20 protein-coding genes are annotated in these 22,537 nt (G+C 73.8%); 11 read left to right on the top strand and 9 right to left on the bottom strand.

Translation table 11 applies throughout. The annotated features are described in order from the left end of the window. The first annotated feature begins 34 nt into the window (after positions 1 to 34). From ACJA3G_RS07710 to ACJA3G_RS07695, 4 genes are read left to right on the top strand one after another with little or no spacing between them, the layout of a single operon-like run. Entirely contained in the window at positions 35 to 1,312 is a 1,278-nt protein-coding gene (locus tag ACJA3G_RS07710) for an MFS transporter (protein ID WP_406552122.1), read from the top strand. Continuing rightward, entirely contained in the window at positions 1,309 to 2,079 is a 771-nt protein-coding gene (locus ACJA3G_RS07705; RefSeq protein ID WP_406552119.1) for a LamB/YcsF family protein, read from the top strand. Before ACJA3G_RS07710 ends, ACJA3G_RS07705 begins: the two co-directional genes overlap by 4 nt. Before the next feature lie 14 nt (positions 2,080 to 2,093). Beyond that, the gene (gene pxpB / locus ACJA3G_RS07700; RefSeq protein WP_406552121.1) at positions 2,094 to 2,723 is read left to right on the top strand and encodes a 5-oxoprolinase subunit PxpB; all 630 of its coding nucleotides are present in this window, start codon (positions 2,094 to 2,096) and stop codon (positions 2,721 to 2,723) included. After that, on the top strand, positions 2,720 to 3,613 hold the full coding sequence (locus ACJA3G_RS07695) for a biotin-dependent carboxyltransferase family protein (protein ID WP_406552118.1): 894 nt from the start codon (positions 2,720 to 2,722) through the stop codon (positions 3,611 to 3,613). The genes pxpB and ACJA3G_RS07695 overlap by 4 nt, the downstream gene beginning before the upstream one ends. On the opposite strand, the gene ACJA3G_RS07690 is transcribed toward ACJA3G_RS07695, so the two are convergent. From ACJA3G_RS07690 to ACJA3G_RS07680, 3 genes are all read right to left on the bottom strand, one after another. Further along, on the bottom strand, positions 3,601 to 7,176 hold the full coding sequence (locus tag ACJA3G_RS07690) for a hydantoinase B/oxoprolinase family protein (RefSeq protein WP_406552117.1): 3,576 nt from the start codon (positions 7,174 to 7,176) through the stop codon (positions 3,601 to 3,603). The two genes, ACJA3G_RS07695 and ACJA3G_RS07690, sit on opposite strands and share 13 nt — an antisense overlap. 161 nt (positions 7,177 to 7,337) lie before the next feature. After that, entirely contained in the window at positions 7,338 to 8,756 is a 1,419-nt protein-coding gene (locus ACJA3G_RS07685) for a HEAT repeat domain-containing protein (RefSeq protein WP_406552116.1), read from the bottom strand. A gap of 257 nt (positions 8,757 to 9,013) precedes the next feature. Continuing rightward, complete coding sequence (locus ACJA3G_RS07680) at positions 9,014 to 9,406, bottom strand: ankyrin repeat domain-containing protein (RefSeq protein ID WP_406552115.1); 393 nt, start codon at positions 9,404 to 9,406, stop codon at positions 9,014 to 9,016. A 320-nt stretch (positions 9,407 to 9,726) separates the two neighbouring features. On the opposite strand from ACJA3G_RS07680, the gene ACJA3G_RS07675 reads away from it, so the two are divergent. Continuing rightward, the gene (locus ACJA3G_RS07675) at positions 9,727 to 9,921 is read left to right on the top strand and encodes a hypothetical protein (protein WP_067155558.1); all 195 of its coding nucleotides are present in this window, start codon (positions 9,727 to 9,729) and stop codon (positions 9,919 to 9,921) included. Positions 9,922 to 9,958: 37 nt separating this feature from the next. After that, positions 9,959 to 11,512, top strand: a complete 1,554-nt coding sequence (locus ACJA3G_RS07670) for a hypothetical protein (protein WP_406552114.1) — start codon at positions 9,959 to 9,961, stop codon at positions 11,510 to 11,512. 73 nt (positions 11,513 to 11,585) lie between these two features. Here ACJA3G_RS07670 and ACJA3G_RS07665 read toward each other — a convergent pair whose 3' ends face one another. Beyond that, the gene (locus ACJA3G_RS07665) at positions 11,586 to 13,082 is read right to left on the bottom strand and encodes a PLP-dependent aminotransferase family protein (RefSeq protein ID WP_406552113.1); all 1,497 of its coding nucleotides are present in this window, start codon (positions 13,080 to 13,082) and stop codon (positions 11,586 to 11,588) included. Between the two features lie 64 nt (positions 13,083 to 13,146). Here ACJA3G_RS07665 and ACJA3G_RS07660 point away from each other — a divergent pair, with 64 nt between their 5' ends. From ACJA3G_RS07660 to ACJA3G_RS07645, 4 genes are all read left to right on the top strand, one after another. Beyond that, positions 13,147 to 13,848: a YitT family protein gene (locus tag ACJA3G_RS07660; protein WP_406552112.1), complete on the top strand. Its 702-nt coding sequence runs from the start codon at positions 13,147 to 13,149 to the stop codon at positions 13,846 to 13,848. After that, positions 13,845 to 14,609: a glycerophosphodiester phosphodiesterase gene (locus ACJA3G_RS07655; protein WP_406552111.1), complete on the top strand. Its 765-nt coding sequence runs from the start codon at positions 13,845 to 13,847 to the stop codon at positions 14,607 to 14,609. Before ACJA3G_RS07660 ends, ACJA3G_RS07655 begins: the two co-directional genes overlap by 4 nt. A gap of 56 nt (positions 14,610 to 14,665) precedes the next feature. Next, complete coding sequence (locus tag ACJA3G_RS07650) at positions 14,666 to 16,018, top strand: MFS transporter (protein ID WP_406552120.1); 1,353 nt, start codon at positions 14,666 to 14,668, stop codon at positions 16,016 to 16,018. Positions 16,019 to 16,272: 254 nt separating this feature from the next. After that, positions 16,273 to 16,647, top strand: coding sequence for an RNA polymerase-binding protein RbpA (locus ACJA3G_RS07645; RefSeq protein ID WP_067155573.1), 375 nt, complete (start codon positions 16,273 to 16,275; stop codon positions 16,645 to 16,647). Positions 16,648 to 16,751: 104 nt separating this feature from the next. On the opposite strand, the gene fxsA is transcribed toward ACJA3G_RS07645, so the two are convergent. The 4 genes from fxsA to ACJA3G_RS07625 all read right to left on the bottom strand — a co-directional run bounded on the left by fxsA (position 16,752) and on the right by ACJA3G_RS07625 (position 20,736). Beyond that, positions 16,752 to 17,333: an FxsA family membrane protein gene (fxsA, locus tag ACJA3G_RS07640; RefSeq protein WP_406552110.1), complete on the bottom strand. Its 582-nt coding sequence runs from the start codon at positions 17,331 to 17,333 to the stop codon at positions 16,752 to 16,754. Between the two features lie 93 nt (positions 17,334 to 17,426). Beyond that, a complete protein-coding gene (locus ACJA3G_RS07635; RefSeq protein WP_358837701.1) occupies positions 17,427 to 18,194 on the bottom strand; it encodes a polyprenol monophosphomannose synthase in 768 nt (255 codons plus the stop codon). A 412-nt stretch (positions 18,195 to 18,606) separates the two neighbouring features. Further along, positions 18,607 to 20,286, bottom strand: coding sequence for an amidohydrolase (locus tag ACJA3G_RS07630; protein WP_406552109.1), 1,680 nt, complete (start codon positions 20,284 to 20,286; stop codon positions 18,607 to 18,609). 9 nt (positions 20,287 to 20,295) lie between these two features. After that, on the bottom strand, positions 20,296 to 20,736 hold the full coding sequence (locus tag ACJA3G_RS07625; RefSeq protein WP_067155585.1) for an Lrp/AsnC family transcriptional regulator: 441 nt from the start codon (positions 20,734 to 20,736) through the stop codon (positions 20,296 to 20,298). Positions 20,737 to 20,939: 203 nt separating this feature from the next. On the opposite strand from ACJA3G_RS07625, the gene ACJA3G_RS07620 reads away from it, so the two are divergent. After that, the gene (locus ACJA3G_RS07620; protein ID WP_406552108.1) at positions 20,940 to 21,380 is read left to right on the top strand and encodes a hypothetical protein; all 441 of its coding nucleotides are present in this window, start codon (positions 20,940 to 20,942) and stop codon (positions 21,378 to 21,380) included. Here ACJA3G_RS07620 and ACJA3G_RS07615 read toward each other — a convergent pair. Then, positions 21,377 to 22,483, bottom strand: a complete 1,107-nt coding sequence (locus tag ACJA3G_RS07615) for a phosphotransferase family protein (protein WP_406552107.1) — start codon at positions 22,481 to 22,483, stop codon at positions 21,377 to 21,379. The genes ACJA3G_RS07620 and ACJA3G_RS07615 overlap by 4 nt on opposite strands. Between the last annotated feature and the right edge of the window lie 54 nt (positions 22,484 to 22,537).

Genomic DNA, 22,537 nt, shown 5'->3' with positions numbered 1-22,537 from the left:
ACCGCACCCTCCCCCCTCCCCCTGCGAGGTGCAGATGAGCACGACCCAGGCCCAGCCGAAGCAGGACGAACTGCCCGGCGGCGGAGGCCCGTTCGGCTGGCTGCACGCCCTCGGCCCGCGCGGCCGGCGCGCCTTCGGCGGCGCGTTCGGCGGCTACGCCCTCGACTCCTACGACTACTTCACCCTGCCGCTGAGCATGGTCGCGATCGGCGCGTACTTCGGCCTCGACCACGGCCAGACCGGTCTGCTCACCACCGTGACCCTGGTGGTCTCGGCGGTCGGCGGCGCGCTCGCCGGAATCCTCGCCGACCGCATCGGCCGGGTGAAGGCCCTGATGATCACGGTCATCACCTACGCGGTCTTCACCGTGGCCTGCGGCTTCGCGCCCACGTACGAGACGCTCATGGTCTGCCGAGCCCTCCAGGGCTTCGGCTTCGGCGGCGAGTGGGCGGTCGGCGCGATCCTGGTCGCCGAGTACGCCTCCACCAAGGAGCGCGGGCGGACGCTGGGCGCCGTGCAGAGCGCCTGGGCGGCGGGCTGGGCGCTGGCCGTCCTCGTCTACACGCTGGTCTTCCACTACGTGGACGCCGACACCGCCTGGCGCGTGATGTTCTGGACGGGCGCGCTGCCCGCCCTGCTGGTGATCTACATCCGGCGCAACGTCAGCGACGCCCCCGAGGCCGCCGCGCGGCGCGCTGCCGACGCCACCCGCGGCTCCTTCACCGCCATCTTCAAGAAGGACCTGCTGCGCGCCACGTTCTTCGCGACGCTGCTCTCCACCGGCGTCCAGGGCGGCTACTACACCCTCGCCACCTGGGTGCCGACCTACCTCAAGACCGACCGGGGGCTGACCGTCGTCGGCACCGGCGGCTATCTGACGTTCCTGATCTCCGGCGCCTTCCTCGGCTACCTCAGCGGCGGCGTCCTCAGTGACCGGCTGGGCCGCAAGCGGAACATCCAGCTCTTCGCCGTGCTCTCCGCGCTCTGCATCCTGGTGTACACGCACATCCCGTCCGGCGCGAACACCCTGCTGCTCGTGCTCGGCTTCCCGCTGGGCTTCTGCATGTCCGCGATCTTCAGCGGGTTCGGCTCGTTCCTCAGCGAGCTCTATCCGACAGCGGTACGCGGCACGGGCCAGGGCTTCACGTACAACAGCGGCCGGGCCGTCGGCGCCTTCCTGCCCACCTTCGTGGGCTACCTCTCGGACAGCTGGGGCGTGGGCGGCGCGCTGGCCCTGGGCGCGGTCGGCTACGCGCTGGCCGTCGTCGCCCTGTTCGGCCTGCCCGAGACCCGCGGCAAGGAGCTGACGTGACCCCCTTCCCCTCCCGTATCGACCTCAACGCCGACCTCGGCGAGGGCTTCGGGCGCTGGCGGCTGACCGACGACGAGCAGTTGCTCTCCGTCGTCACCAGCGCCAACGTCGCCTGCGGCTTCCACGCGGGCGACGCGGTCACCATGCGGCGCGTGTGCGCGCTCGCGGCCGAGCGCGGGGTGCGGATCGGCGCCCAGGTCTCCTACCGCGACCTGGCCGGGTTCGGGCGGCGCAGCATGGACGTGCCGCCGGACGAGCTCGCCGCCGAGGTCGCCTACCAGATAGGCGCGTTGGAGGTCTTCGCCCGGGCCGCCGGCAGCCGGGTCGCCTATGTGAAGCCGCACGGCGCGCTCTACAACCGCGTCGTCCACGACGAGGAGCAGGCGGCGGCCGTCGTCGAGGGGGTGTCGCTGGCGGCCGGCGCGCTGCCGGTGCTCGGGCTGCCGGGCTCGCGCCTGCTGGAACGCGCCGCGAAGGCCGGACTGCCCGTCGTCACCGAGGCGTTCGCGGACCGCGCCTACACCGCGCGCGCCACCCTCGTCCCGCGCGGCCAGGAGGGCGCGCTCATCACCCACCCGGGCGCGGTCGTCCAGCGCTCGGTGGCGCTGGCCCGCAGCGGGACGGTGACCGCCGTCACGGGCGAGAGCGTGGAGGTACGCGCGCGTTCGCTCTGTCTGCACGGCGACACCCCGGACGCCGCCTCGCTCGCCCGTCTGGTGCGGGCCGAACTGGAGGGCGCGGGCGTGCGGGTGGAGGCGTTCGCGTGAGCCGTGCCCTGCCGATGCGGACGCTGCCGGTCGGCGACCGCGCGCTCCTGGTCGAGCTGGAGAGCGGTGAGGACGCCGAGGCCCTCCACGCCGAGCTGCTGCGCCGCCGGGCCGCCGGAAACCTGCCTCCCGTAAGAGAGATCGTCCCGGCGGCCCGTACAGTCCTGCTCGACGGTCTGGAGGACCCGGCGCGGCTCGCGGCCCTGCTGCCCGGCTGGGAGGTCGCCCCGCCGCGCGCGGACGCGGGCGCGGCGGTCGAGATCCCGGTCCGCTACGACGGCCCCGACCTGGCCGAGGTGGCGACGGTGTGGGGCGTCTCGCCCGAGGCGGCGGTACGGATCCACAGCGCGACCGCCTTCCGGGTGGCCTTCTGCGGCTTCGCACCCGGCTTCGGCTATCTGACCGGGCTGCCCGAGCGGTACGCCGTGCCCCGCCGCGCCACGCCGAGGACCGCCGTTCCGGCCGGGTCGGTCGCGCTGGCGGGCCCGTACACCGGCGTCTACCCGCGCTCCTCCCCGGGCGGCTGGCAGCTCGTCGGCACCACGGACGCCGTCCTGTGGGATCCGGGCCGCGAGCCCGCCGCGCTCCTGGCGCCGGGCACCCGGGTGCGCTTCTTCCCCGTGGGCGCGGTGGGCGCGGCATGACGGACCGGGCCTTCTGCGTGGTGCGGTCCGGCGTGCTCACCTCCGTCCAGGACGAGGGCCGCCCCGGCCACGCCCACCTGGGTGTACCGCGCTCGGGGGCGCTCGACCTGCCCGCGAGCCGCCTCGCCAACCGGCTGGTGGGGAACCCGGCGGGCGCCGCCGTCCTGGAGACGACGCTGACCGGATGCGCGGTGCGCCCCCGCCGGGCGGTCACGGCCGCGGTGACGGGGGCGCCCTGCCCGGTGACCGTCGACGGGCGCCCGGCGGCGTGGGGCGCGCCCGTGCGGGTGCCGGCGGGCGCGGTCCTGGAGGTGGGCGCGCCCGTACGCGGAGTGCGCTCCTATGTGGCGTTCGCCGGGGGGATCGCCGTCGAGCCGGTCCTCGGCAGCCGCTCCACCGATCTGCTCTCGGGGCTCGGCCCGGCCCCGCTCACGGACGGCGCCGTCCTGCCCCTGGGGCGTCCGGGCGGGCCCCACGCGCGCGTGGACGCGGTCCCCGCGCCGGGACCGCCGGACGAGCTGGTGCTGCGGATGCTGCCGGGGCCGCGCGCCGACTGGTTCACACGGAACGCCTTCGACGCCCTCGCGCGCGGGCGCTACCGGGTCTCCTCCGCGAGCAACCGCATCGGTCTGCGCACCGACGGCCCGGCGCTGGAACGGGCCGTCCACGGCGAGCTGCCGAGCGAGGGCATGGTGTGGGGCGCGGTCCAGGTGCCGCCGGACGGACGGCCGGTGGTGTTCCTGGCCGACCATCCGACCACCGGCGGCTATCCGGTGCTGGGGGTGGTCGCCGGGGCGGACCTGGCCGCCGCCGCGCAGGCCGGGCCCGGCACTCCGCTGCGGTTCGTGCCCGTCCGCCGGTCCTTCGCGAGGGGCCCTCAGGAGCCGTAGCCGCCGCCTCCGGGCGTACGGACGACCAGGACGTCCCCGGCCGCCATCTCGACCGTGTCCACGCCGTTCAGCGGCTCGACGCGGCCGTCCGCGCGCTCCACCAGGTTCACCCCGAGCGCGCCCGGCCCGCCGCCGGCCATGCCGTACGGCGGGACGCGCCGGTGCCCGGTCAGCAGGGTCACCGTCATCGGCTCCAGGAAGCGGATCCGGCGCTCGGCCCCGCGGCCACCGGTCCACCGGCCCGTCCCGCCGCTGCCCTCCCGTACGGCGAAGGCCTCCACCCGCACCGGATACCGCCACTCCAGCACCTCCGGGTCGGTGAGGCGCGAATTGGTCATATGGGTCTGCACGGCGTCCGCGCCGTCGAAGCCCTCGCCCGCGCCCGAGCCGCTGGCCACGGTCTCGTAGTACTGCACCCGCTCGTTGCCGAAGGTGACGTTGTTCATCGTGCCCGAGCCCTCGGCCTGGACCCCCAGGGCCGCGTAGAGCGCGCCGGTGACGGCCTGGGAGGTCTCGACGTTCCCGGCCACCGTCGCGGCCGGGTACCGGGGCGCCAGCATCGAGCCGGGCGGCACCCGTACCTCCAGCGGCTCCAGACAGCCGCTGTTGAGCGGGATGTCGTCGTCCACCAGCGTCCGGAAGACGTAGAGGACGGCCGCCATCACCACCGACCGGGGCGCGTTGGCGTTGCCGGGCCGCTGCGGGGAGGTGCCGGTGAAGTCCACCACGGCGCCGCGCTCCTCGCGGTCCACGGTGACCGCGACCCGGATGACGGCGCCGCTGTCCGTCTCGTACGTGTACGAGCCGCCCTTCAGCCCGGCCACGATCCGGCGCACCGACTCCTCGGCGTTGGCCCGCACATGGCCCATGTACGCCCGGACGACGTCCGGGCCGAACTCCTCGGTCACCCGCCGCAGTTCGGCGATGCCCTTCTCGTTGGCCGCGATCTGGGCGCGCAGGTCCGCGAGGTTGGTGCCGGGGTCGCGCGAGGGGTGGGCGGCGCCGGTCAGCAGCGCCCGCGTCTCGGCCTCGCGCAGCCGGCCGTCACGGACGAGCAGCCAGTTGTCGAAGAGCACGCCCTCCTCGTCGATGGTGCGGCTGAAGGCGGGCATGGACCCGGGGGTGATCCCGCCGATCTCGGCGTGGTGGCCGCGCGAGGCGACCAGGAACCGCAGCTCCTCGCCCTCGAACACCGGGGTGATAACGGTGACATCGGGCAGATGGGTGCCTCCGTGGTACGGGTCGTTGACCGCGTAGACGTCGCCGGGCCGCAGCGCGCCCTCGTTGCGGCGCAGCACCTCCTTGATGGATTCGCCCATCGAGCCCAGGTGCACCGGGATGTGCGGGGCGTTGGCGATCAGGTTGCCCTCGGCGTCGAAGAGCGCGCAGGAGAAGTCGAGGCGCTCCTTGATGTTGACGGAGTGCGCGGTGTTCTCCAGACGTACGCCCATCTGCTCGGCGATCGCCATGAAGAGGTTGTTGAAGACCTCCAGCATCACCGGGTCGGCATCGGTGCCGACGGCCGTGCGGCCGGGGCGGGGGCGCGCCCGGGTCAGCACGAGATGCCCGAGGTCCCCGGCGGCGGCCCGCCAGCCGTCGTCCACCACGGTGGTGGCGTCGGCCTCGGCGACGATGGCGGGCCCGGTGACGGCGGCGCCGGGCCGCAGTGCGGCGCGCCGGTACAGCGGGACCTCCCGGCGCTCGCCCGCCACGACCATGGACACCGTCGCCGCGGGACCGTCCGCCTCCTCGCGCGCGTACTCCTCGGCCTCGGGGGCGCCGTGGGGCCCGGCGGCGCCCACCGCCTCCATCGACACGGCCTCCACGACCAGCGGTTTGTCCATGGTGAAGGCGTACCGCGCGCGGTGTTCTTCCTCGAACGCCTCCTTCATGGCGTCCGGCGTGTCCAGGTCGACCGGCAGGCTCGCGTCCGTACCGGCGTAGCGCAGCAGGACGCGCGCGTGGGTGGTGATCGCCTCGTCGGGGATGCCGTCGGCGCGCAGTTCGCCGCGGGTGCGTGCCGCGAGCTCCGCGCACAGCTCGCGCACCCGTCCGGCGCAGGCCGTGTCGAGCTCCGCCTCCACCGACCGCTCGCGCATCGCGGTCGCGTCCGCGAGGCCGATGCCGTACGCGGAGAGCACCCCGGCCAGGGGCGGTACGACGACGGTGCCGATGCCGAGCGCGTCCGCGACCGCGCAGGCGTGCTGGCCGCCCGCGCCGCCGAAGCTGGTCAGGGCGTAGCGGGTGACGTCGTGGCCGCGCTGCACGGAGATCTTCTTGACCGCGTTCGCCATGTTGCGGACGGCGATCTCCAGGAACCCCGCGGCCACGTCCTCGGGGGTGCGCCCGCCGCCCGTGCGCCGGGCGAGGGCGGCGAACCCCTCCCGTACGGCCTCGGTGTCCAGCGGCTGATCGCCGTCGGGGCCGAACACCGCCGGGAAGTGGGCGGGCTGGATCCGGCCGAGCATCACATTGGCGTCGGTGACGGTGAGCGGGCCGCCGCGCCGGTAGCAGGCCGGGCCGGGGGACGCGCCCGCGGAGTCGGGGCCGACCCGGTAGCGCCGGCCGTCGAAGTGGAGCACCGAGCCGCCGCCCGCCGCCACGGTGTGGACGCTCATCATGGGGGCGCGCATCCGTACCCCGGCGACCTGGGTGGTGAAGTCCCGCTCGAAGGCGCCCGCGTAGTGCGAGACGTCGGTGGAGGTGCCGCCCATGTCGAAGCCGATCACGCGCGCGTGGCCGGCCTGTCCGGAGGTGCGGGCCATGCCGACGACGCCGCCTGCCGGCCCGGAGAGCACCGCGTCCTTGCCCCGGAAGTGCGCGGCCTCCCGCAGACCGCCGTTGGACTGCATGAACATCAGCCGCACGCCGTGGAGTTCCTCCGCGACCTCGTCGACGTAGCGGCGCAGGATCGGTGAGAGGTAGGCGTCCACCACGGTGGTGTCGCCACGCGGCACCAGTCTGATCAGCGGGCTCACCTCATGGGAGCAGCTGACCTGGGTGAAGCCGAGCTCCCGGGCGACCGCGGCGACGGCCAACTCGTGGTCGGGGCGGCGGTAGCCGTGCGTCAGGACGACGGCCGCGCTGCAAAATCCCCCGGCACGGGCGGCCCGCAGGCGCTCGGTGACGGCCGCGAGGTCGAGCGGGCGGACGACGGCGCCGTGCGCGTCGATCCGCTCGGGCACCTCGACGACCTTCTCGTACACCGCCTCCGGCAGCTCGATGTGCCGGTCGAACAGGCGCGGCCGGTTCTGGTACGCGATCCGCAGGGCGTCCCGGAACCCTTCGGTGACGACCAGGACCGTCGGCTCGCCGCGCCGCTCCAGGAGGGCGTTGGTGGCGACGGTGGTGCCCATCTTGACGACCGCGATCCGCTCGGCGGGGACGCGGTCGCCCGGCTTGAGCCCCAGCAGGAGCCGGATCCCGGCCACGGCCGCGTCCCGGTACCGCTCGGGGTCGTGGGAGAGGAGCTTGCGGCTGACCAGACGTCCGTCCGGCCGTCGGCCCACCACGTCGGTGAAGGTGCCGCCGCGGTCGATCCAGAACTCCCAGCGCCCTGTCATCCCTCCATTCTGGCAAGGAGGGGCGGGCCCGGGGGCGCGCCGGGCGCCGCGTGCGCGGCGCCGGCCCGGCTCGTTCCACCGGCTCTTCCACCCGGGGGCCCTGGGCCTTCAGCGGGTGCGTCCCGGGGGCGGCGCCCCGGGCCCGGCCGGGCCCGGGCGGGTCATATCGCGGGTGCGTCGGGGCCCATCCGGTTGTGGATGGCGCTCTGCACCTCGGCCTCCTCGGCCGGGTCGTCGGCCAGCCGGCGCAGCCGCTCGGCCACGCGCGCGTCGACGAGCTCGGCGTACTGCGCGGCCACCTCGCGGGTGGTCTCCTCGCAGTCCCACAGGCACTCGACGGCGAAGCCGGTGGCGAAGGAGGGGTCGGTGGCGGCGAGCGCGCGGGCGGTACGGCCGCGCAGTTCGGAGGAGGCGGTCTCACGGTAGAGGTGCCGCAGTACGGGGGCGGCGCAGCCGATGCCGAGGCGTCCGGCGCCGTCGACCAAGGGGCGCAGCAGGGGCGCGTCGGGCCCGTCGGAGCGCACGCACTCGCGCAGCGCGCCCAGGACCAGCTGGGCGTCGTCGGCCTCGCCCCGGCAGGCGAGGACGCCCGCGGCGGCGGCGCCGAGCGCGTCGGGCCGGTGCACCCAGCCGCGCGCCCGGTCGACGGCCTCGGGCCCGCACATCCGCTCGAAGGCCTGGACGGCGGCCTCGGCCACCGTGCGGGAGCCGCCGTCGACGGCTGTCTCGATGAGGTCGAGGACGCGGGGGTCGCGTGACTCGGCGAGGTAGTGCAGGGCGGCGCAGCGGGCGCCGTCCGCGCCGGCGCGCGCGGCCTCGACGATCAGGTCGCGGTCGTCGGGACCGGCGACCGCGCCCAGGCAGCGGGCGGCGGGCAGGGTGAGGTCCGCGCCCCGGTCCAGGCCCTCCTGGGCCCAGTCGAAGACGGCCCGCACGCTCCAGCCGGGGCGCGGCCCGGACGGCCGCAGCTGGCGCTGCCAGCGGTCGAAGGACCCGGCTTCCTGCGCGGCGCGCACCCGGGCGCCGACCGCGGCGCGGGTGTCCTCGGCCCACAGCCGCCAGGGCCGGGGCTCGAAGGCGTCGCGGACGGTGGCGGCCAGCTCGGCGTCGCCCTCGGGGGTGGCGGGGAAGCGGCCGAGGACGGCCTCGGCGAGGCCGCGCAGCCCCGCGTCGTCGTCACGCAGGGCGAGCTCGTCCAGGGCCCAGCCCCAGTTGGCACCGCCCGCGGCGTAGCGCCGCAGCAGGAGCAGCGCGTCGCGCCTTCCGTAGGAGGCGAGATGGCCAAGGACCGCGAGCGCGAGGCCGGTGCGGTGCTCGTCGGCGTCGAGGACGTCCTCGGCACCGAAAAGATGGGCCTCGATCTCGTCGAGTCCGCCGTCGAGATCCAGGTAGAGGCGCGCGTAGTACAGGGAGCGGTTCTCCACCTGCCAGTCCTGGCGGGGGTCGCTCAGTACACAGTGGTTCAGGGCCGCCAGGGCTTCTGGGCGCGGGGCGGCGAGCGCGTGCAGGGTGCCGTCGCCGCGGCCCCGCTGCAGCAGGCCGAGCAGCGTACCGCTCGGCGCTATGACCGGATCAAACATGGAAGTAGCCTCACATCAAGCTGTCGACGCAACCGGGATTCGTGCCCTGCCTAGTAGGCCGCGCGCCAACATGTTCGGCCGTCCGCCGTCTTCCGCTTGCCGTGGACCATCTTCCTGCCTCTCGTAGTCGGCCCCCGATGTAAGGACCCTGCCCCTGATGGAGGGGCTCGTCGTCATGATGACCCAGGCATTTCGCCACCGCGACCACATTTACGAGCCTCTCCCACCAGGTACGCAGGGGATACCTGGCACAAACCTCAGCGGTCGCCGAAGAGTGCGAGCAGTTCCGTCTTGCCGAACATCCGTGCGGTGTCGAGCGCGGAGGGCGTTCCGGCGGAAGGATCCGCTCCGCCTGCCAGCAGGGCCTTCACGACCCCGTCCTCGCCCTTGAAGACCGCTCCCGCGAGCGGCGTCTGGCCGCGGTCGTTGGCGCGGTCGGCGTCGGCTCCGCGCGCGAGGAGCACGGAGACCGCCTCGGCGTGCCCGTGATAGGCGGCGAGCATGACGAGGGTGTGGCCTTTGTCATTGGTCAGGTCGGGCGAGACCCCGGCGTCCAGGTACGCGGCGAGCGCCTCCGCGTCTCCCCGGCGCGCCAGATCGAAGATCCTGCTCGCCAGTTCGACCACCTCGGGATCGAGGGCTTCGCTCATCGCACGGACCGCCTTCCACTGCGTGCGGCGCTCCTCGGAACGCCTGTGACCTGGCCCGTACGGCACCGGGGCCGTACGAGTGAATCGACAGGGTACTGCCCGTCGGCCGACATGGACCGGCCCGGCCGGGGCAGAGCTCACCGCGGGTAACCACCCTCGGTCCGCCGGCCGCACAGTGTCCCTCCCGCGACCCGGATCCGTGTCCGCCACTCCAGTGAAAATCAGAGGATTTCACCCGGTTGCACCTTTTATCACATAGATACTTCCCGTGATCCTGGAAGAACTCATGGTGACTGTCCCCACAACCAGGAGAACTCCTCATGATCCTGTCCATCTCAGGCGTCGTCCTGCTCGGAATCATCGTCTTCCTCTTCTTCCGGAAAGACGGTCTCAAGGCCTCGCACGCCATGGTCTGCGCCCTGTTCGGTTTCTATCTCGCGGGCACCGCGATCGCCCCGAGCATCAAAGCCGGCGGCCAGAGCCTGGCCAGCCTGCTGGGCGGGATCAAGTTCTGACCTCCCGCAGTCCCGACCACCCCCACAGGAGACCGACGTGGCCCGGCGACCACTCCCCCGCATTCTGAGCAGCACGAGCGCGCCGATCGCCCGCAGCCGCGAGCTGGCGCGCTCGGCCGCCGACAGCGCCACCGACGTCCTCCATCCGCTCATCACGATCAGCCGCGGCCTGCGGCTGATCGCCGCCGCCCTGGGCGGCAGGTGGACCGCCACTCCCAAGGAGCGCCGTGGTCCCGCGCTGTTCCTGGTGGCGGCCGTGGTCCTGGTGGTCGCGCTCATCCCGTACGGGCCGCTGCTCGCCCTGATCACGGTGATGGCCGCGGCTGCCTGGAAGGGCCGCGCGCGCATCCCCGCCAAGACCGGCCCCGACGAGGCCGAGACCGGCCGCCTCCAGGCGCTCTACGAGGCGCTCGTGCCGTACTTCTCCGTGCCGGAGGACCCCGCTCCGCTCTTCTCCCACGGCGGCGACTGGACCGCCGTCTTCAGTGAGTACGCCTTCGACGACGCCGGCCGCGTCACCCATCTCCTCATCCGCTACCCGGCGTACTTCACGGACGGCGAGCCCGAGGCGCGCGCCCGTATCGAACAGCTGCTGCACACCAAGTCCGGGCGCGGCCGGGAGTACCGGTTCGAGTGGGACGAGGAGGGCAACCAGCTCGTGATGCGCGTGCTCGACGCGCTCCCCACCTCCATCGCCGTCCAGCGGTTCGTGGCCGGGCCGGGCGAGACCGTGCTCGGGTTCACCGACGCCGACGCGGTGCAGCGCACCATGCCGGTCGCCGACGGCGAGGGCGTCCGCGACGCGCCCCCGGTCGTCTGGCGCACCGGGCCGCGCTCCACCGAGCCGCATCTGCTGGTGGTCGGCGAGCCCGGCAGCGGCACCACGACGCTGCTGCGCTCCATCGCCCTCCAGGCGCTCCAGCACGGCGATGTGCTGGTGGTGGAGGGCAGCGGCACCGGGGAGTACGCGTCCCTGGCCGGGCGCCGGGGCGTGCTCGCCGTCGAGTGCGGTCTCGCCGGGGCGCTCGCCACGCTGGAGTGGGCCGCGCACGAGACCGAGCGCCGTCTGATCGCGGCCAACCGCGCCCGCCAGGCGGGATATCCGGCTCCGGACGACATCAAAAGACCGCTGTGGATCCTGCTGGACCGGCCGAGCGTCTTCGGGCACCTGGCCGCCGCGGACGGGCGCCCCGAGCCGCAGCAACTGCTCCAGACCCCGCTGCGGCACGGACGGGCGGCCGGGGTCACGGTGGTGGTCGCCGAGCAGTTCGACGGTCTGGAGGCGCTGACCGAACCGGTCCGTACGCACACCCGCGCGCGCGTGGTGCTCGGCCCCGCCACCGCCGCCCAGGTGGAGTGGGTGCTCGGCGTCCCGCCGCACACCACCCCGACCGCGACGGTCCCGCCCGGCCGCGGCTACGCCCGGCTGGGCACGGCGCCCGTCCTGCGCCTCCAGGTCCCGGCGACCCCGGACCCGTACGACGACGCGACCAGCGAACAGCACCGCCAGGCGGTCCTGGACCTGCTCCCCGAGCGCGACCTTCCGTTGGAGGCGGCCCCGCACGCGCAGGCCGTACCGGCGGAGGGGTGAGGCGGGACGGCCCGAGACGACCGGTCACCGACGGCCGCCGACGGCCCCGGCCCCCGCGCGCCGGCGGCGCCCGTCACGCCACGAAGGTCCGCGGTGACTCGCCCCCCGTGCTCGCCCCCTTCTCCACCAGCCGCGCCGCCGCCGCGAGGCGGGCCGCCGCCTCCTCGGCGACCGGGCCGCTCACGGTGAAGGGGAGGCGTACATAGCCCTCGAAGGCGCCGTCCACGCCGAACCGGGGGCCCGACGGCACCCGCACGCCGACCCGTTCGCCCACCTCCGCCAGACGTGAACCGGAGACCCGGCCGGTGCGCACCCACAGCGTGAGCCCGCCCACCGGCACGTCGAACTCCCACTCCGGCAGCTCCCGGCGGACCGCCGCCACCAGCGCGTCGCGGTTCTCGCGCGCCTGGGCGCGGCGCAGGTCGACCGCCTGCTCCCAACCGCCCGTGGCCATCAGCCACTTCACGGCCAGCTGCTCCAGGACCGGGGTGCCGAGGTCGGCGTAGGCGCGGGCCGCGACCAGGGAGCGGATGACGTCGGGGGCCGCGCGCACCCAGCCGATGCGCATGCCCGCCCAGAACGCCTTGCTCGCCGAGCCGACCGTGAGCACGGTCGCGCCCGCCGGGTCGAAGGCGCAGACCGGGCGCGGCATGTCGACGCCCTCGTCGAGCCAGAGCTCGGACATGGTCTCGTCGACGACGAGCACGGTCCCGGCCGAGCGGGCGGCGTCCACCAGGGCCCGGCGCTGGTCCTCGTCGGCCAGCGCGCCCGTCGGGTTGTGGAAGTCGGCGACGACATAGGCGAGCCGGGGCGCGGAGTCGCGCAGCACCTGCCGCCACCGGGGCAGGTCCCAGCCGGCGAGCCGGTCGGCCATGGCGACCGGCACGAGCCGGGCCCCGGCCTCGCGCATCAGTTGGAGGATGTTGGCGTACGAGGGCGACTCCACGGCGATCCGCTCGCCGCGCCCGGCGAAGAGGTGGCAGATGGCGTCCATGGCGCCCATCGCCCCCGTGGTGACCATGATCTGCTCGGGCATGGTCGGGATGCCGCGCGCGGTGTACCGCTCGGCGAGCATCCGGCGCAGCGCGGGCAGCCCGGCCGGATAGTCGCCGTGGGTGTGCGCGTACGGCGGCAGCTCCTCCAGGGCGCCCTGGACCGAACGGGTCAGCCAGGGCTCGGGCGCGGGCAGCGCCGCGCACCCCAGGTCGATCATGGAGCCCAGCGACTCGGGCGGCAGCGGCTCCAGGCCGCGCGCGGGCAGCGGGTTGCCCGCCGGCACGGCCGTCCAGCTGCCCGCGCCCCGCCGGGACTCCAGGAAGCCCTCGCCGCGCAGCGCCTCATAGGCGGCGGCGACGGTGGTGCGGCTCACCGAGAGCGCCAGGGCGAGTTCCCGCTCGGCGGGCAGACGGGCGGCCACCGGCACCCGGCCTTCGAGGACGAGCAGACGGATCCCGTCGGCCAGCGCCCGGTAGGCGGGCGGCTTGCGGGCGCCCGCCGGGCGGGGCTGCTGCTGTGCGTTGAGCTGCCGGGCGAGCTGAGCCGGCCCGACCGCTGAGGTCCACTGCGCCATGGAAGTCAGTCCACCTTCCCCGAATTGGCCATGGTTGGGAGAGGATTCCCAGCCACAGAGTGTCATGCGTCGGTCCACCACCACCAGACAGGGGGGCGCTCACGTGTCCGCACACCTCACCCGGAGGCTGCTCCAGCTCTATGTCGGCCTCACGCTGTACGGGGTGAGCTCGGCGCTGCTGGTGCGCAGCGGCCTCGGGCTCGAACCGTGGGGTGTGCTGCACCAGGGCATCGCCGAGCGCACCGGGCTGACCATCGGGGTCGTCTCGATCATCGTGGGCGCGCTGGTGCTGCTGCTGTGGATCCCGCTCCGCCAGCGCCCGGGTCTGGGCACGGTCTCCAACGTCTTCGCCATCGGCGTGGCGATGGACTCCACGCTCGCCCTGGTACCGGACATACACGGCCTCGCCGTCGAGATCCCGCTGGTGGCCGCCGGGATCCTGCTCAACGGCGTGGCGACGGGTCTGTACATCTCGGCGCGGTTCGGCCCCGGCCCGCGCGACGGCCTGATGACCGGGCTGCACCGGGTCACGGGGCGTTCCGTCCGGCTGGTCCGCACCTCGATCGAGGTGGCGGTGGTGGTGACGGGCTTCCTCCTCGGCGGTTCGCTGGGCGTCGGTACGGTCGCCTACGCCCTCGCCATCGGCCCGCTCGCCCAGCTCTTCCTGCGGGTCTTCGCGATCCCGCAGGCGGCGGCCCACGAGCAGGCCCCCATTGCCGGGGCCCCGGCCGGGGAGGCCCCGGCACAGGCGATACTGCCCGGGTGACTCGCGTACGCCACCCGTATCTGGACCATCCGACGCCGATCGCCTTCGCCCACCGCGGCGGGGCGGCGGACGGCATCGAGAACACCGCCGCCGCCTTCGGGCGGGCCGCGGCGGCCGGTTTCCGCTACTTCGAGACGGATGTCCACACCACCGTGGACGGCCGGCTGGTCGCCTTCCACGACTCCACGCTGGACCGGGTCACCGACGCCGTGGGCCGGATCGCCGATCTGCCGTGGGGCGAGGTGTCGCAGGCCCGGGTGGCGGGCCGGGAGCCGCTGCCGCTCTTCGAGGATCTCCTGGAGGCGTTCCCCGAGGCCCGCTGGAACGTGGACCTCAAGGCCGAGTCGGCGCTCGTCCCGCTCATCGAGCTGATCCGGCGCACCGGCTCCTGGGACCGGGTGTGCGTGGGGTCGTTCTCGGAGGCCCGGGTCGCGCGGGCCGCGCGGCTGGCGGGTCCGCGCCTGGCCACCTCGTACGGGGTGCGAGGGGTGGCCGCCCTGCGGCTGCGCTCGCTGGGGCTGCCCGCGCCGCTGCGCCGGGGCGCGGTGTGCGCGCAGGTGCCCGAGTCCCAGCACGGCGTCCCGGTGGTGGACCGGCGCTTCGTGCGGACCGCGCACGCCCTGGGCCTGCAGGTACACGTGTGGACGATCAATGATCCCGATCGGATGACGAAGCTCCTGGACCTCGGCGTGGATGGCATCATGACCGATCATCTGGAGACGCTGCGCAAGGTACTGACCGACCGGGCAACCGGCTTCTGAACTCCGCGCGCGCCCACGGGACGAACGGAAGGGCGCCGGGTTTGACCGCCGAGACCATGGGCCGGGCCGCCGCAGAGGCGGTCCCGGACGCCGACCGCCGCCGCGAGCAACGCGGCTGGTACTTCTACGACTTCGCGTGCTCGGTCTACTCGACGACCGTCCTGACCGTCTTCCTGGGGCCGTATCTGACGGCCATCGCCAAGGACGCCGCCGACGCGGACGGCTTTGTGCACCCGCTGGGCGTCCCGGTGCGGGCCGGGTCCCTCTTCGCGTACGCGGTGTCCGCCTCGGTGGTCCTCGCGGTGGTCCTGATGCCGGTGGTGGGCGCCGCGGCCGACCGCAGCGGGCGCAAGAAGCCGCTGCTGGCGGCAGCCGCCTACACCGGAGCCGCGGCGACGGCGGGCATGTTCTTCCTGGACGGCCACCGCTATCTGCTCGGCGCGCTCCTGCTGATCGTCGCCAACGCCGCGCTGTCGGTCTCGATGGTCCTCTACAACGCCTATCTGCCGCAGATCGCGGGCCCCGAGGAGCGCGACCGCGTCTCCTCGCGCGGCTGGGCCTTCGGCTACACCGCGGGCGCCTTCGTCCTGGTCCTCAACCTCGTCCTCTACTCGGGCCACGACGGCTTCGGACTGTCCGAGGGCACGGCCGTACGGATCTGTCTGGCCTCGGCGGGGGTGTGGTGGGGCGCCTTCACCCTCGTACCGCTGCGCCGGCTGCGGGACCGGCGCGCGCCCGCCGGGCACGTCCCGGCCGAGGGCAGGGTGGGCGCGGGCTGGCGCCAGCTCGTCGCGACCCTGCGCGACATGCGCGCGCGTCCGCTGACCCTCGCCTTCCTGCTGGCGTACCTGATCTACAACGACGGTGTGCAGACCGTGATCTCGCAGGCGTCGCTGTACGGCTCGGAGGAGCTCGGGCTCGGCCAGAACACGCTGATCGTCGCGGTGCTCCTGGTCCAGGTGCTGGCGGTGGCCGGGGCGCTGGGGATGGGACGGCTCGCGCGGACCCACGGCGCCAAGCGCACGATCCTGGGGTCGCTGGCGGTGTGGGCGCTGATCCTGGGCACCGGGTACTTCCTGCCCGCGCACTCGCCGGTGCTCTTCTTCCTCCTCGCGGCGGCGATCGGCACGGTCCTCGGCGGCAGCCAGGCGCTGTCACGATCGCTTTTCTCACACATGGTGCCGAGCGGCAAGGAGGCCGAATACTTCTCGGCCTACGAGATGAGCGACCGCGGACTGAGCTGGCTGGGGCCACTGGTGTTCGGGCTCGCGTACCAGCTGACCGGCAGCTACCGGGATGCCATCATCTCTCTCGTGATCTTCTTCGTGGCCGGCTTCGTGCTGCTCGCCCGGGTCCCGGTGAGGGCCGCGGTGGAGGCCGCCGGGAACCCGGTTCCGGCGCGGATTTAGACGTTGAAGTGAAAGGCCGGTAGTGTACGCCTTTGGCCTGCCAGGCGGACCGTTACTGCGTGCTCAACTAGTGAAGACGCTGGGTGACATCTGCTGCCAGATGTGACAAACCGGGCACTGGTGGGTACAACAAGGGGCGGCACGACGGCGACACATGACCCACAACGGGAATCTTTAACGCCGACCGGACGTTGACCGGATGACGACGACAGCGACACCTGTCCTGTGGGCGACAAGCCCGGGAGGCACGATTCATGAGTGAGCGAGCTCTTCGCGGCACGCGCCTCGTGGTGACCAGCTACGAGACCGACCGCGGCATCGATCTGGCCCCGCGCCAGGCGGTGGAGTACGCATGCGAGAACGGACATCGCTTCGAGATGCCGTTCTCGGTGGAGGCAGACATCCCGCCGGAGTGGGAGTGCAAGGCGTGTGGCGCCATGGCACTCCTGGTGGACGGCGAAGGTCCTGAGGAGAAGAAGGGCAAGCCCGCGCGTACGCACTGGGACATGCTCATGGAGCGGCGCACCCGCGAGGAGCTGGAGGAGGTTCTGGCCGAGAGGCTGGAGGTCCTGCGTTCCGGCGCCATGAACATTGCCGTGCATCCGCGCGACAGCCGCAAGTCCGCCTAACGCGCAAGCGCTCGGCGCCAGAGTAGAAGAGGGCCGGTCCCACCGTTTCGGTGGGACCGGCCCTCTTCTTGTGTGGTGCGCCGCGGGAACCGGCCGGTGTGCCGTCAGGCGAGCGGCGGCCGGGAGCCCGGCTCGTCCCGGTACGGGGAGGAGCCCGCGTCCTCGCGGATGACCTCGCCCCGCACCACCTTGCCGTCCGGCTGGTGGATACGGGCCTGCTGGAAGGCCTCGCCGAGGCCGCCGGGGCGGGCGGCGCGCATCCGCTTGTCCAGCGAGCGCTCCGCGTACCGGCCGAGCGCCTTGCGCACCGGCGGCACCAGGCAGAGCAGCCCCAGGACGTCCGAGAGCAGGCCCGGGACCATCAGGAGCAGACCGCCGAGCATCGTGAAGGTGTTGCCCTCGCTGCCGGGCCGCGGCCCGGCCTCCGGCCCCGCCGCCCCGGACTGCTGCCGCTGCAGCGTCTCGGTGAGGTTGCTGAAGGCCCGGCGCCCGGCCCGCTTGATGACGTATCCGCCGAGCACGGCCCCGGCCACCAGCAGGGCCAGCACGGTCAGCCCCCCGGCGGCGTCGGCCACCGCGATCAGCAGCGAGATCTCGGCGAGGAGCCAGGCGGCGATCCCCAGCGGGACGAGGGTACGCGCACGGGAGCGCTTGGGCGGGGCGGAGGGCGGAGTGCCGGTCGTCATGCTCCCAGTGTGCCTGGGAGCACGACAGGACGGCGTAAGGGATCCGTCAGCGGTCGCCGGGCCAGTGTCGGATCCGGAGCCGGAGTCGCCCGCTCAGGAGGGCTTGCGCCCCATGAGCTTGTTGGCGCGCGAGCCGACGCCCCAGGCGGTGACCCGCCACAGCGCCTCGACGATGATGTCGTTGCTCATCTTGGAGTCGCCGCGCTCGCGCTCGACGAAGGTGATGGGCACCTCGACCACGTGGTAGCCGGCGGCCACCGCGCGGCGGGCCAGGTCGACCTGGAAGCAGTAGCCCTGCGAGGCCACCTCATCCAGGCCGAGGCCTTCGAGGGTCTCGCGGCGGAAGGCCCGGAAGCCGCCGGTGACGTCACGGATGTCCACGCCGAGCAGCAGGCGGGAGTAGGTGGAGCCGCCGCGGGAGATGAACTCGCGGTGCTTGGGCCAGTTCACCACCCGGCCGCCCGGCACCCAGCGCGAACCCAGGACCAGATCGGCCCCCTTGAGCGCGGTGAGCAGCCGGGGCAGCTCCTCGGGCTGGTGGGAGCCGTCGGCGTCCATCTCGACCAGGACGCCGTAGCCCTTCTCGACGCCCCAGCGGAAGCCCGCGAGATAGGCGGCGCCGAGGCCCTCCTTGCCCTTGCGGTGCAGGACGTGGACGTGGTCGTCCTCGGCGGACAGCTCGTCGGCGATCTTGCCGGTGCCGTCCGGGCTGTTGTCGTCGGCGATCAGGACATGGGCCTCGGGGACCGACTCCCGGACGCGGGAGACGATCGGCTTGATGTTCTCCGCCTCGTTGTAGGTCGGGATGATCACCAAGGCTCTGCCGAGCGGGCCGTATCGCCTCTGACCGCCGTCGTTCACTGCTGCCCCTTATTGTCCGTACGCAGGGCACCACCATAGCGAGCGGTTCGGGCACCGCCGCACCGCGAGGTCCCGGGGTGTCGGAATGGGGGCCCGGCGCCCTTCGGGCCGGCCCGGGGACCCGCTGGCTGCGGGCTGCCTGGAGCCGTTGTCTACTGAACGTCCGGGCCCCATCCGGGTCGCACGCTCCCCCGAGCTCCCGCGGAGCAGGGGGACCCCCCGGACGGCAGAAACCTTCTGTCGGCCGGACGTCCTGCGGTGGACCCGGCCGAACCTACCGGCCTCCCGCCGCGTTCTGTCAATAGCCGTTTGACCTGCGAAATCGTCCCGAACCAGCAGGTCAGCGAGGGAGATCCGCAGGTGGCGACGGCCCGGGGAGGGCAGCCTGACGGCCGTACGGAACGTCCTTACGTCACTCGTTCGGCCGGACGAAGACGGTTTGTCCGAACACCACCGTGCGCAGGCAGACCGGCAGCGCCGCACCCGGGCTGAGGTCGGGCAGCCCGGGCGTGCCCGAACGCGGGTCGGTGGACCAGCGCGCCACCCGGTCGTCCGGCGCCTGCACCACCAGTTCGCCGGTGCGCCAGACCGCGTAGTCGGCGGGGGCGCCCGGCACCAGGGTGCCGGCGTCGTCCCGGCCGATGGCGCGCCAGCCGCCCCGGGTGTGGGCGGTGAAGGCGGCGCGGGCCGAGACCCGGTGCTCGGGGGTGCGGTGGAAGGCGGCTGCCCGGACGGTGCCCCACGGGTCGAGCGGGGTGACCGGTGAGTCGGAGCCGAAGGCGAGGGGCACCCCGGCGCGCAGCAGGGCCGCGTAGGGGTTCAGGGTGCGGGCGCGCGCGCCGCCGAGGCGCTCGGCGTACATGCCCTCCTCGCCGCCCCACAGCGCGTCGAAGGCGGGCTGCACGGAGGCGGTGAGCCCGAGCTCGGCGAAGGCGGCGATCGTCTCGGGGGTGAGCATCTCGGCGTGCTCGACGCGGTGGCGGGCGGCGCGGACCCGGGCGAGGCCCACCTTCGCGGCGGCGGCCCGGACGCCCTCGACGACCGCGGTGACGGCGGCGTCCCCGATGGCGTGGAATCCGGCCTGGAGCCCGGCCTCGGTGCAGGCGGTCACATGGGCGGCGATGTCGGCCGCGTCCAGGTGGGCGGTGCCGGTGTGCGCGGCGTCGGCGTACGGCTCGTGCAGACAGGCCGTGTGGGAGCCGAGCGCGCCGTCGACGAAGAGGTCGCCGGCCGCGCCGAGCGCGCCGAGTTCGCGGATGCGATCGGCGTCCTTGGGCCCGGTGACCTGCTCGGCCCAGTAGCCGAAGACCCGCGGGCCGGGCTCCTCGCGGGCCAGCCCGAGCAACGAGGTGAAGTCGTCCTCGTCGGAGATCTCGGGGCCGCCGCACTCGTGCAGGGTGCCGATGCCGAGGGAGGCCGCGTGGCGCAGCGCGGCCCGCTGTGCCTCCTCGCGCTGGCGCGGGGTGATCGCCGCGTGGGCGGCGGCCCGCACCGCGTGGTGCGCGGCGCCGGTCAGCGGGGCGTCCGGGTGGTAGCCGTCGAGGCCGGTGACACCGGGGATCCGGTCGAGCAGCGCGGTGCTCGCGACGGCCGAGTGCACGTCGATGCGCGGCAGGTACAGGGGGCGCCCTCCGGTGGCCTCGTCGAGTTCGGCGCGGGTGGGCGGGGTCCGCTCGGGCCAGCGCGCCGCGTCCCAGCCGTGGCCGAGCAGCACGTCGTCGCCGGGGCGGGCCGCGGCGTACTCCCGTACCGCGGCCAGGGCCTCGGCGCGGGTGCGGGCGGTGGACAGATCGAGGCCGGTGAGCGCCAGACCGGTGGCGGTGGTGTGCACATGCGCATCGGTGAACGCCGGGGTGACCAGGGCCCCTTCCAGGTCGACCACCTCGTCCACGCCCGCCGCGAAGGCGTCGGCCGCGCCCTCGGAGCCGACCCAGGCGACATGCCCGCGTTCGACGACCATCGCCGTGGCGAACGGGTCGGCGGGACTGTGGACCTCCCCGCCGCGCAGCAGCACGGTGCGGTGGTCGGGCTCGCCGGCGGGCAGCGGGGCGACGGTTCGGGCCGGAAGGGCGGCGGCGCTCTCGGAACTCATGGGAACAGCCTAGATACGCGGCGGCCGTGCCTCGTACGGGGTCGAGAGAACGACGGTGGTCCGGGTGGAGACGCCGGCCAGCGAGCGGATGCGGGTCAGCAGGTGCTCCAGCTCCAGCGGGGTCGCCACTCGCACCTTGAGGATGTAGTTCTCGTCGCCCGCGACGCTGTGGCACGCCTCTATCTCCGGCACGTCGGCCAGCCGTTCGGCGATGTCGTCGGGGGCGCTCGGGTCGAAGGGCTTGACCGAGATGAACGCGGTCAGCGGCAGCCCCACCGCCTCGGGGTCCACGACGGCGACATAGCCGCGGATGACCCCGCGCTGCTCCAGACGGCGTACCCGCTGGTGCACCGCCGAGGTGGACAGGCCCGTGGCCTTGCCCAGGTCGGTGTAGCTCATCCGCCCGTCCTTGACGAGCAGATCGACGATCTGACGGTCCAGCTCCTCCATGCCGGTCAACCTATTCCCCCAGGTCCCCTCCGGCACAGTCCACGGCGACCGGAAGAGGCACCTGCGGCGGGCATGTGACGAATGCCACAGGTTTGTGACGCCCTGACGGGGGTCCACGCGGTTACGGACGGGGCGTGGCGGGAATTGCTTGCTGTGGTCGCGGCTACGGCGCCTTGCCGGCCCACCCGAGGGGGAGAATCCCAATGCAGAACATGAAGCGCGGCGGACGTGTGCCGAATGAACGCACCGACGAACGCACCGGTCCGGAGCTCGTCGCTCCTCTCGTCGAGGACGAGTACACCGACGACGAGGCGGCGGACGCCTACGACACCTTCGAGATGTACCGGGTGATCTGCCCGGACTGCGCCCAGCCGATCGCGCTCCTCGCGGACGAGACGGTGCTGCCGGAGCACGCGCTGTGCCCGAGCCCCTGGAACCCGTTCGTCCTGACGGTGTGCGCCGGGACCGGCCGCCCCGCCTCCCAGAGCAGGCCCGCGGACACCTCCAAGGACGTGCTGGAGCAGGACACCGCGCTGCTCCTGACGCTCCCGCAGGGCCTCGACTGGCGCACCCAGCCCTTCTCGCACGTCGGTGGCCCCGGCTCGCGCCCGATGCGGGTCCCGCGCATGCGGCGCGCCGCCTAGGCCGCGACCCCGCTCCAGTACGTTCCCCGCACCATCGCCTCCAGGCTCGCCCGGTGCAGGATCAGCGTGTCCGGGTCCTCGGGGACCCGGACCTCGCCGAAGTGCAGCTGCCGGTAGGCGATCCTGAGCATCACCACCGCGTGCCGCAGGGCGGCGTAGAGCGTGTGGAACTCCATCGCGCGGGGCGTGTGGCCGGTCAACTCGGCGTAGCGCGCCTCGATGTGGTGACGGGTCAGGAAGCCGGGCAGCCCCGGCCGGCCGAAACTCACCGTCAGATCCTGGAAGAAGCGGTGCAGGTAGACGGTCCAGCCGAGGTCGAGTTCGCGCGGGCCGAGCGCGGCCATCTCCCAGTCGAGGACGGCGGCGGGCTCGAAGCCGTCGTAGACGATGTTGCCGATCCGCGCGTCGCCCCAGCAGAGCACCGCCGGTCCTTCGTCGGCGGGCCAGTGCGCGTCGAGCCAGTCGAACGCGGACTCGATGAGCGGGGAGCGCGGCAGGCCCTCTACCACCCAGGCGTAGTAGGCCCGTTGGGCTTCCACATGGCGCCGCAGGGGTGAGCCCTCGCCCCGCGGCAGCAGGAAGGCGGCCTCCTCGGCCGGGAAGGCGTCGTGCAGCCGGGCGAGCACCGCGACGGTGGCGTCCTCCAGCCGCGCCCGCTCGGCGTCGCTCGCGGAGTGCAGCCAGTTCCCCTCGTACGTATAGGGTATGACGTCGGGCGGTACGCGCCCCTGCGCGCGCTCCATCACGAAGAAGGGCGCGCCGAGGGCGGCGGGGTCCTCTTCCAGCCACAGCACCCGGGGCACGGGGACGTCGGTGTGCTCGGCGACCAGGCGCATCACCCGGTGCTGGCGGGCCATGTCGTAGACCGGGAAGACGGTGTACGCGGCCGGGTCGGCGGCGAGCCGCAGGGCGCAGGCGCGCACCGGCGCGTCGGGGTGGTCCAGACCGAAGAGCAGGGTCTCGCTCGACATGCCGTTGGAGGACGGGGCCTCGACGCCGGTGACGCGGGCGCCGGGCAGCCGGGCGTCCAGCCAGCGGGCGAGCCTGCGGCCGATCTCCTCGGGGTCGCGCGTGGTGGTGCGGGGGCGTGGCGCCGTGGCCATGGGCGGTTCCCTTCTCGGGACGCGGAGGGGCAGGAGGGAGGGGCAGGGGGGAGG

Source organism: Streptomyces sp. YS-3 (genome assembly GCF_045257485.1).
Classification (GTDB): Bacteria; Actinomycetota; Actinomycetes; order Streptomycetales; family Streptomycetaceae; genus Streptomyces.
This window is presented reverse-complemented; position numbering and strand designations above follow the sequence as displayed.

Bases quoted from the DNA above. Each gene is read 5' to 3' on its own strand.
- fxsA (WP_406552110.1), bottom strand. From the start codon at position 17,333: ATGACGACCGGCACTCCGCCCTCCGCCCCGCCCAAGCGCTCCCGTGCG.
- ACJA3G_RS07690 (WP_406552117.1), bottom strand. From the start codon at position 7,176: ATGACAGGGCGCTGGGAGTTCTGGATCGACCGCGGCGGCACCTTCACC.
- ACJA3G_RS07675 (WP_067155558.1), top strand. From the start codon at position 9,727: ATGATCCTGTCCATCTCAGGCGTCGTCCTGCTCGGAATCATCGTCTTC.
- ACJA3G_RS07615 (WP_406552107.1), bottom strand. From the start codon at position 22,483: ATGGCCACGGCGCCACGCCCCCGCACCACCACGCGCGACCCCGAGGAG.
- pxpB (WP_406552121.1), top strand. From the start codon at position 2,094: ATGCGGACGCTGCCGGTCGGCGACCGCGCGCTCCTGGTCGAGCTGGAG.
- ACJA3G_RS07630 (WP_406552109.1), bottom strand. From the start codon at position 20,286: ATGAGTTCCGAGAGCGCCGCCGCCCTTCCGGCCCGAACCGTCGCCCCG.
- ACJA3G_RS07685 (WP_406552116.1), bottom strand. From the start codon at position 8,756: ATGTTTGATCCGGTCATAGCGCCGAGCGGTACGCTGCTCGGCCTGCTG.
- ACJA3G_RS07665 (WP_406552113.1), bottom strand. From the start codon at position 13,082: ATGGCGCAGTGGACCTCAGCGGTCGGGCCGGCTCAGCTCGCCCGGCAG.
- ACJA3G_RS07625 (WP_067155585.1), bottom strand. From the start codon at position 20,736: ATGGAGGAGCTGGACCGTCAGATCGTCGATCTGCTCGTCAAGGACGGG.
- ACJA3G_RS07650 (WP_406552120.1), top strand. From the start codon at position 14,666: ATGGGCCGGGCCGCCGCAGAGGCGGTCCCGGACGCCGACCGCCGCCGC.
- ACJA3G_RS07620 (WP_406552108.1), top strand. From the start codon at position 20,940: ATGCAGAACATGAAGCGCGGCGGACGTGTGCCGAATGAACGCACCGAC.
- ACJA3G_RS07660 (WP_406552112.1), top strand. From the start codon at position 13,147: ATGCGTCGGTCCACCACCACCAGACAGGGGGGCGCTCACGTGTCCGCA.
- ACJA3G_RS07695 (WP_406552118.1), top strand. From the start codon at position 2,720: ATGACGGACCGGGCCTTCTGCGTGGTGCGGTCCGGCGTGCTCACCTCC.
- ACJA3G_RS07680 (WP_406552115.1), bottom strand. From the start codon at position 9,406: ATGAGCGAAGCCCTCGATCCCGAGGTGGTCGAACTGGCGAGCAGGATC.
- ACJA3G_RS07710 (WP_406552122.1), top strand. From the start codon at position 35: ATGAGCACGACCCAGGCCCAGCCGAAGCAGGACGAACTGCCCGGCGGC.
- ACJA3G_RS07645 (WP_067155573.1), top strand. From the start codon at position 16,273: ATGAGTGAGCGAGCTCTTCGCGGCACGCGCCTCGTGGTGACCAGCTAC.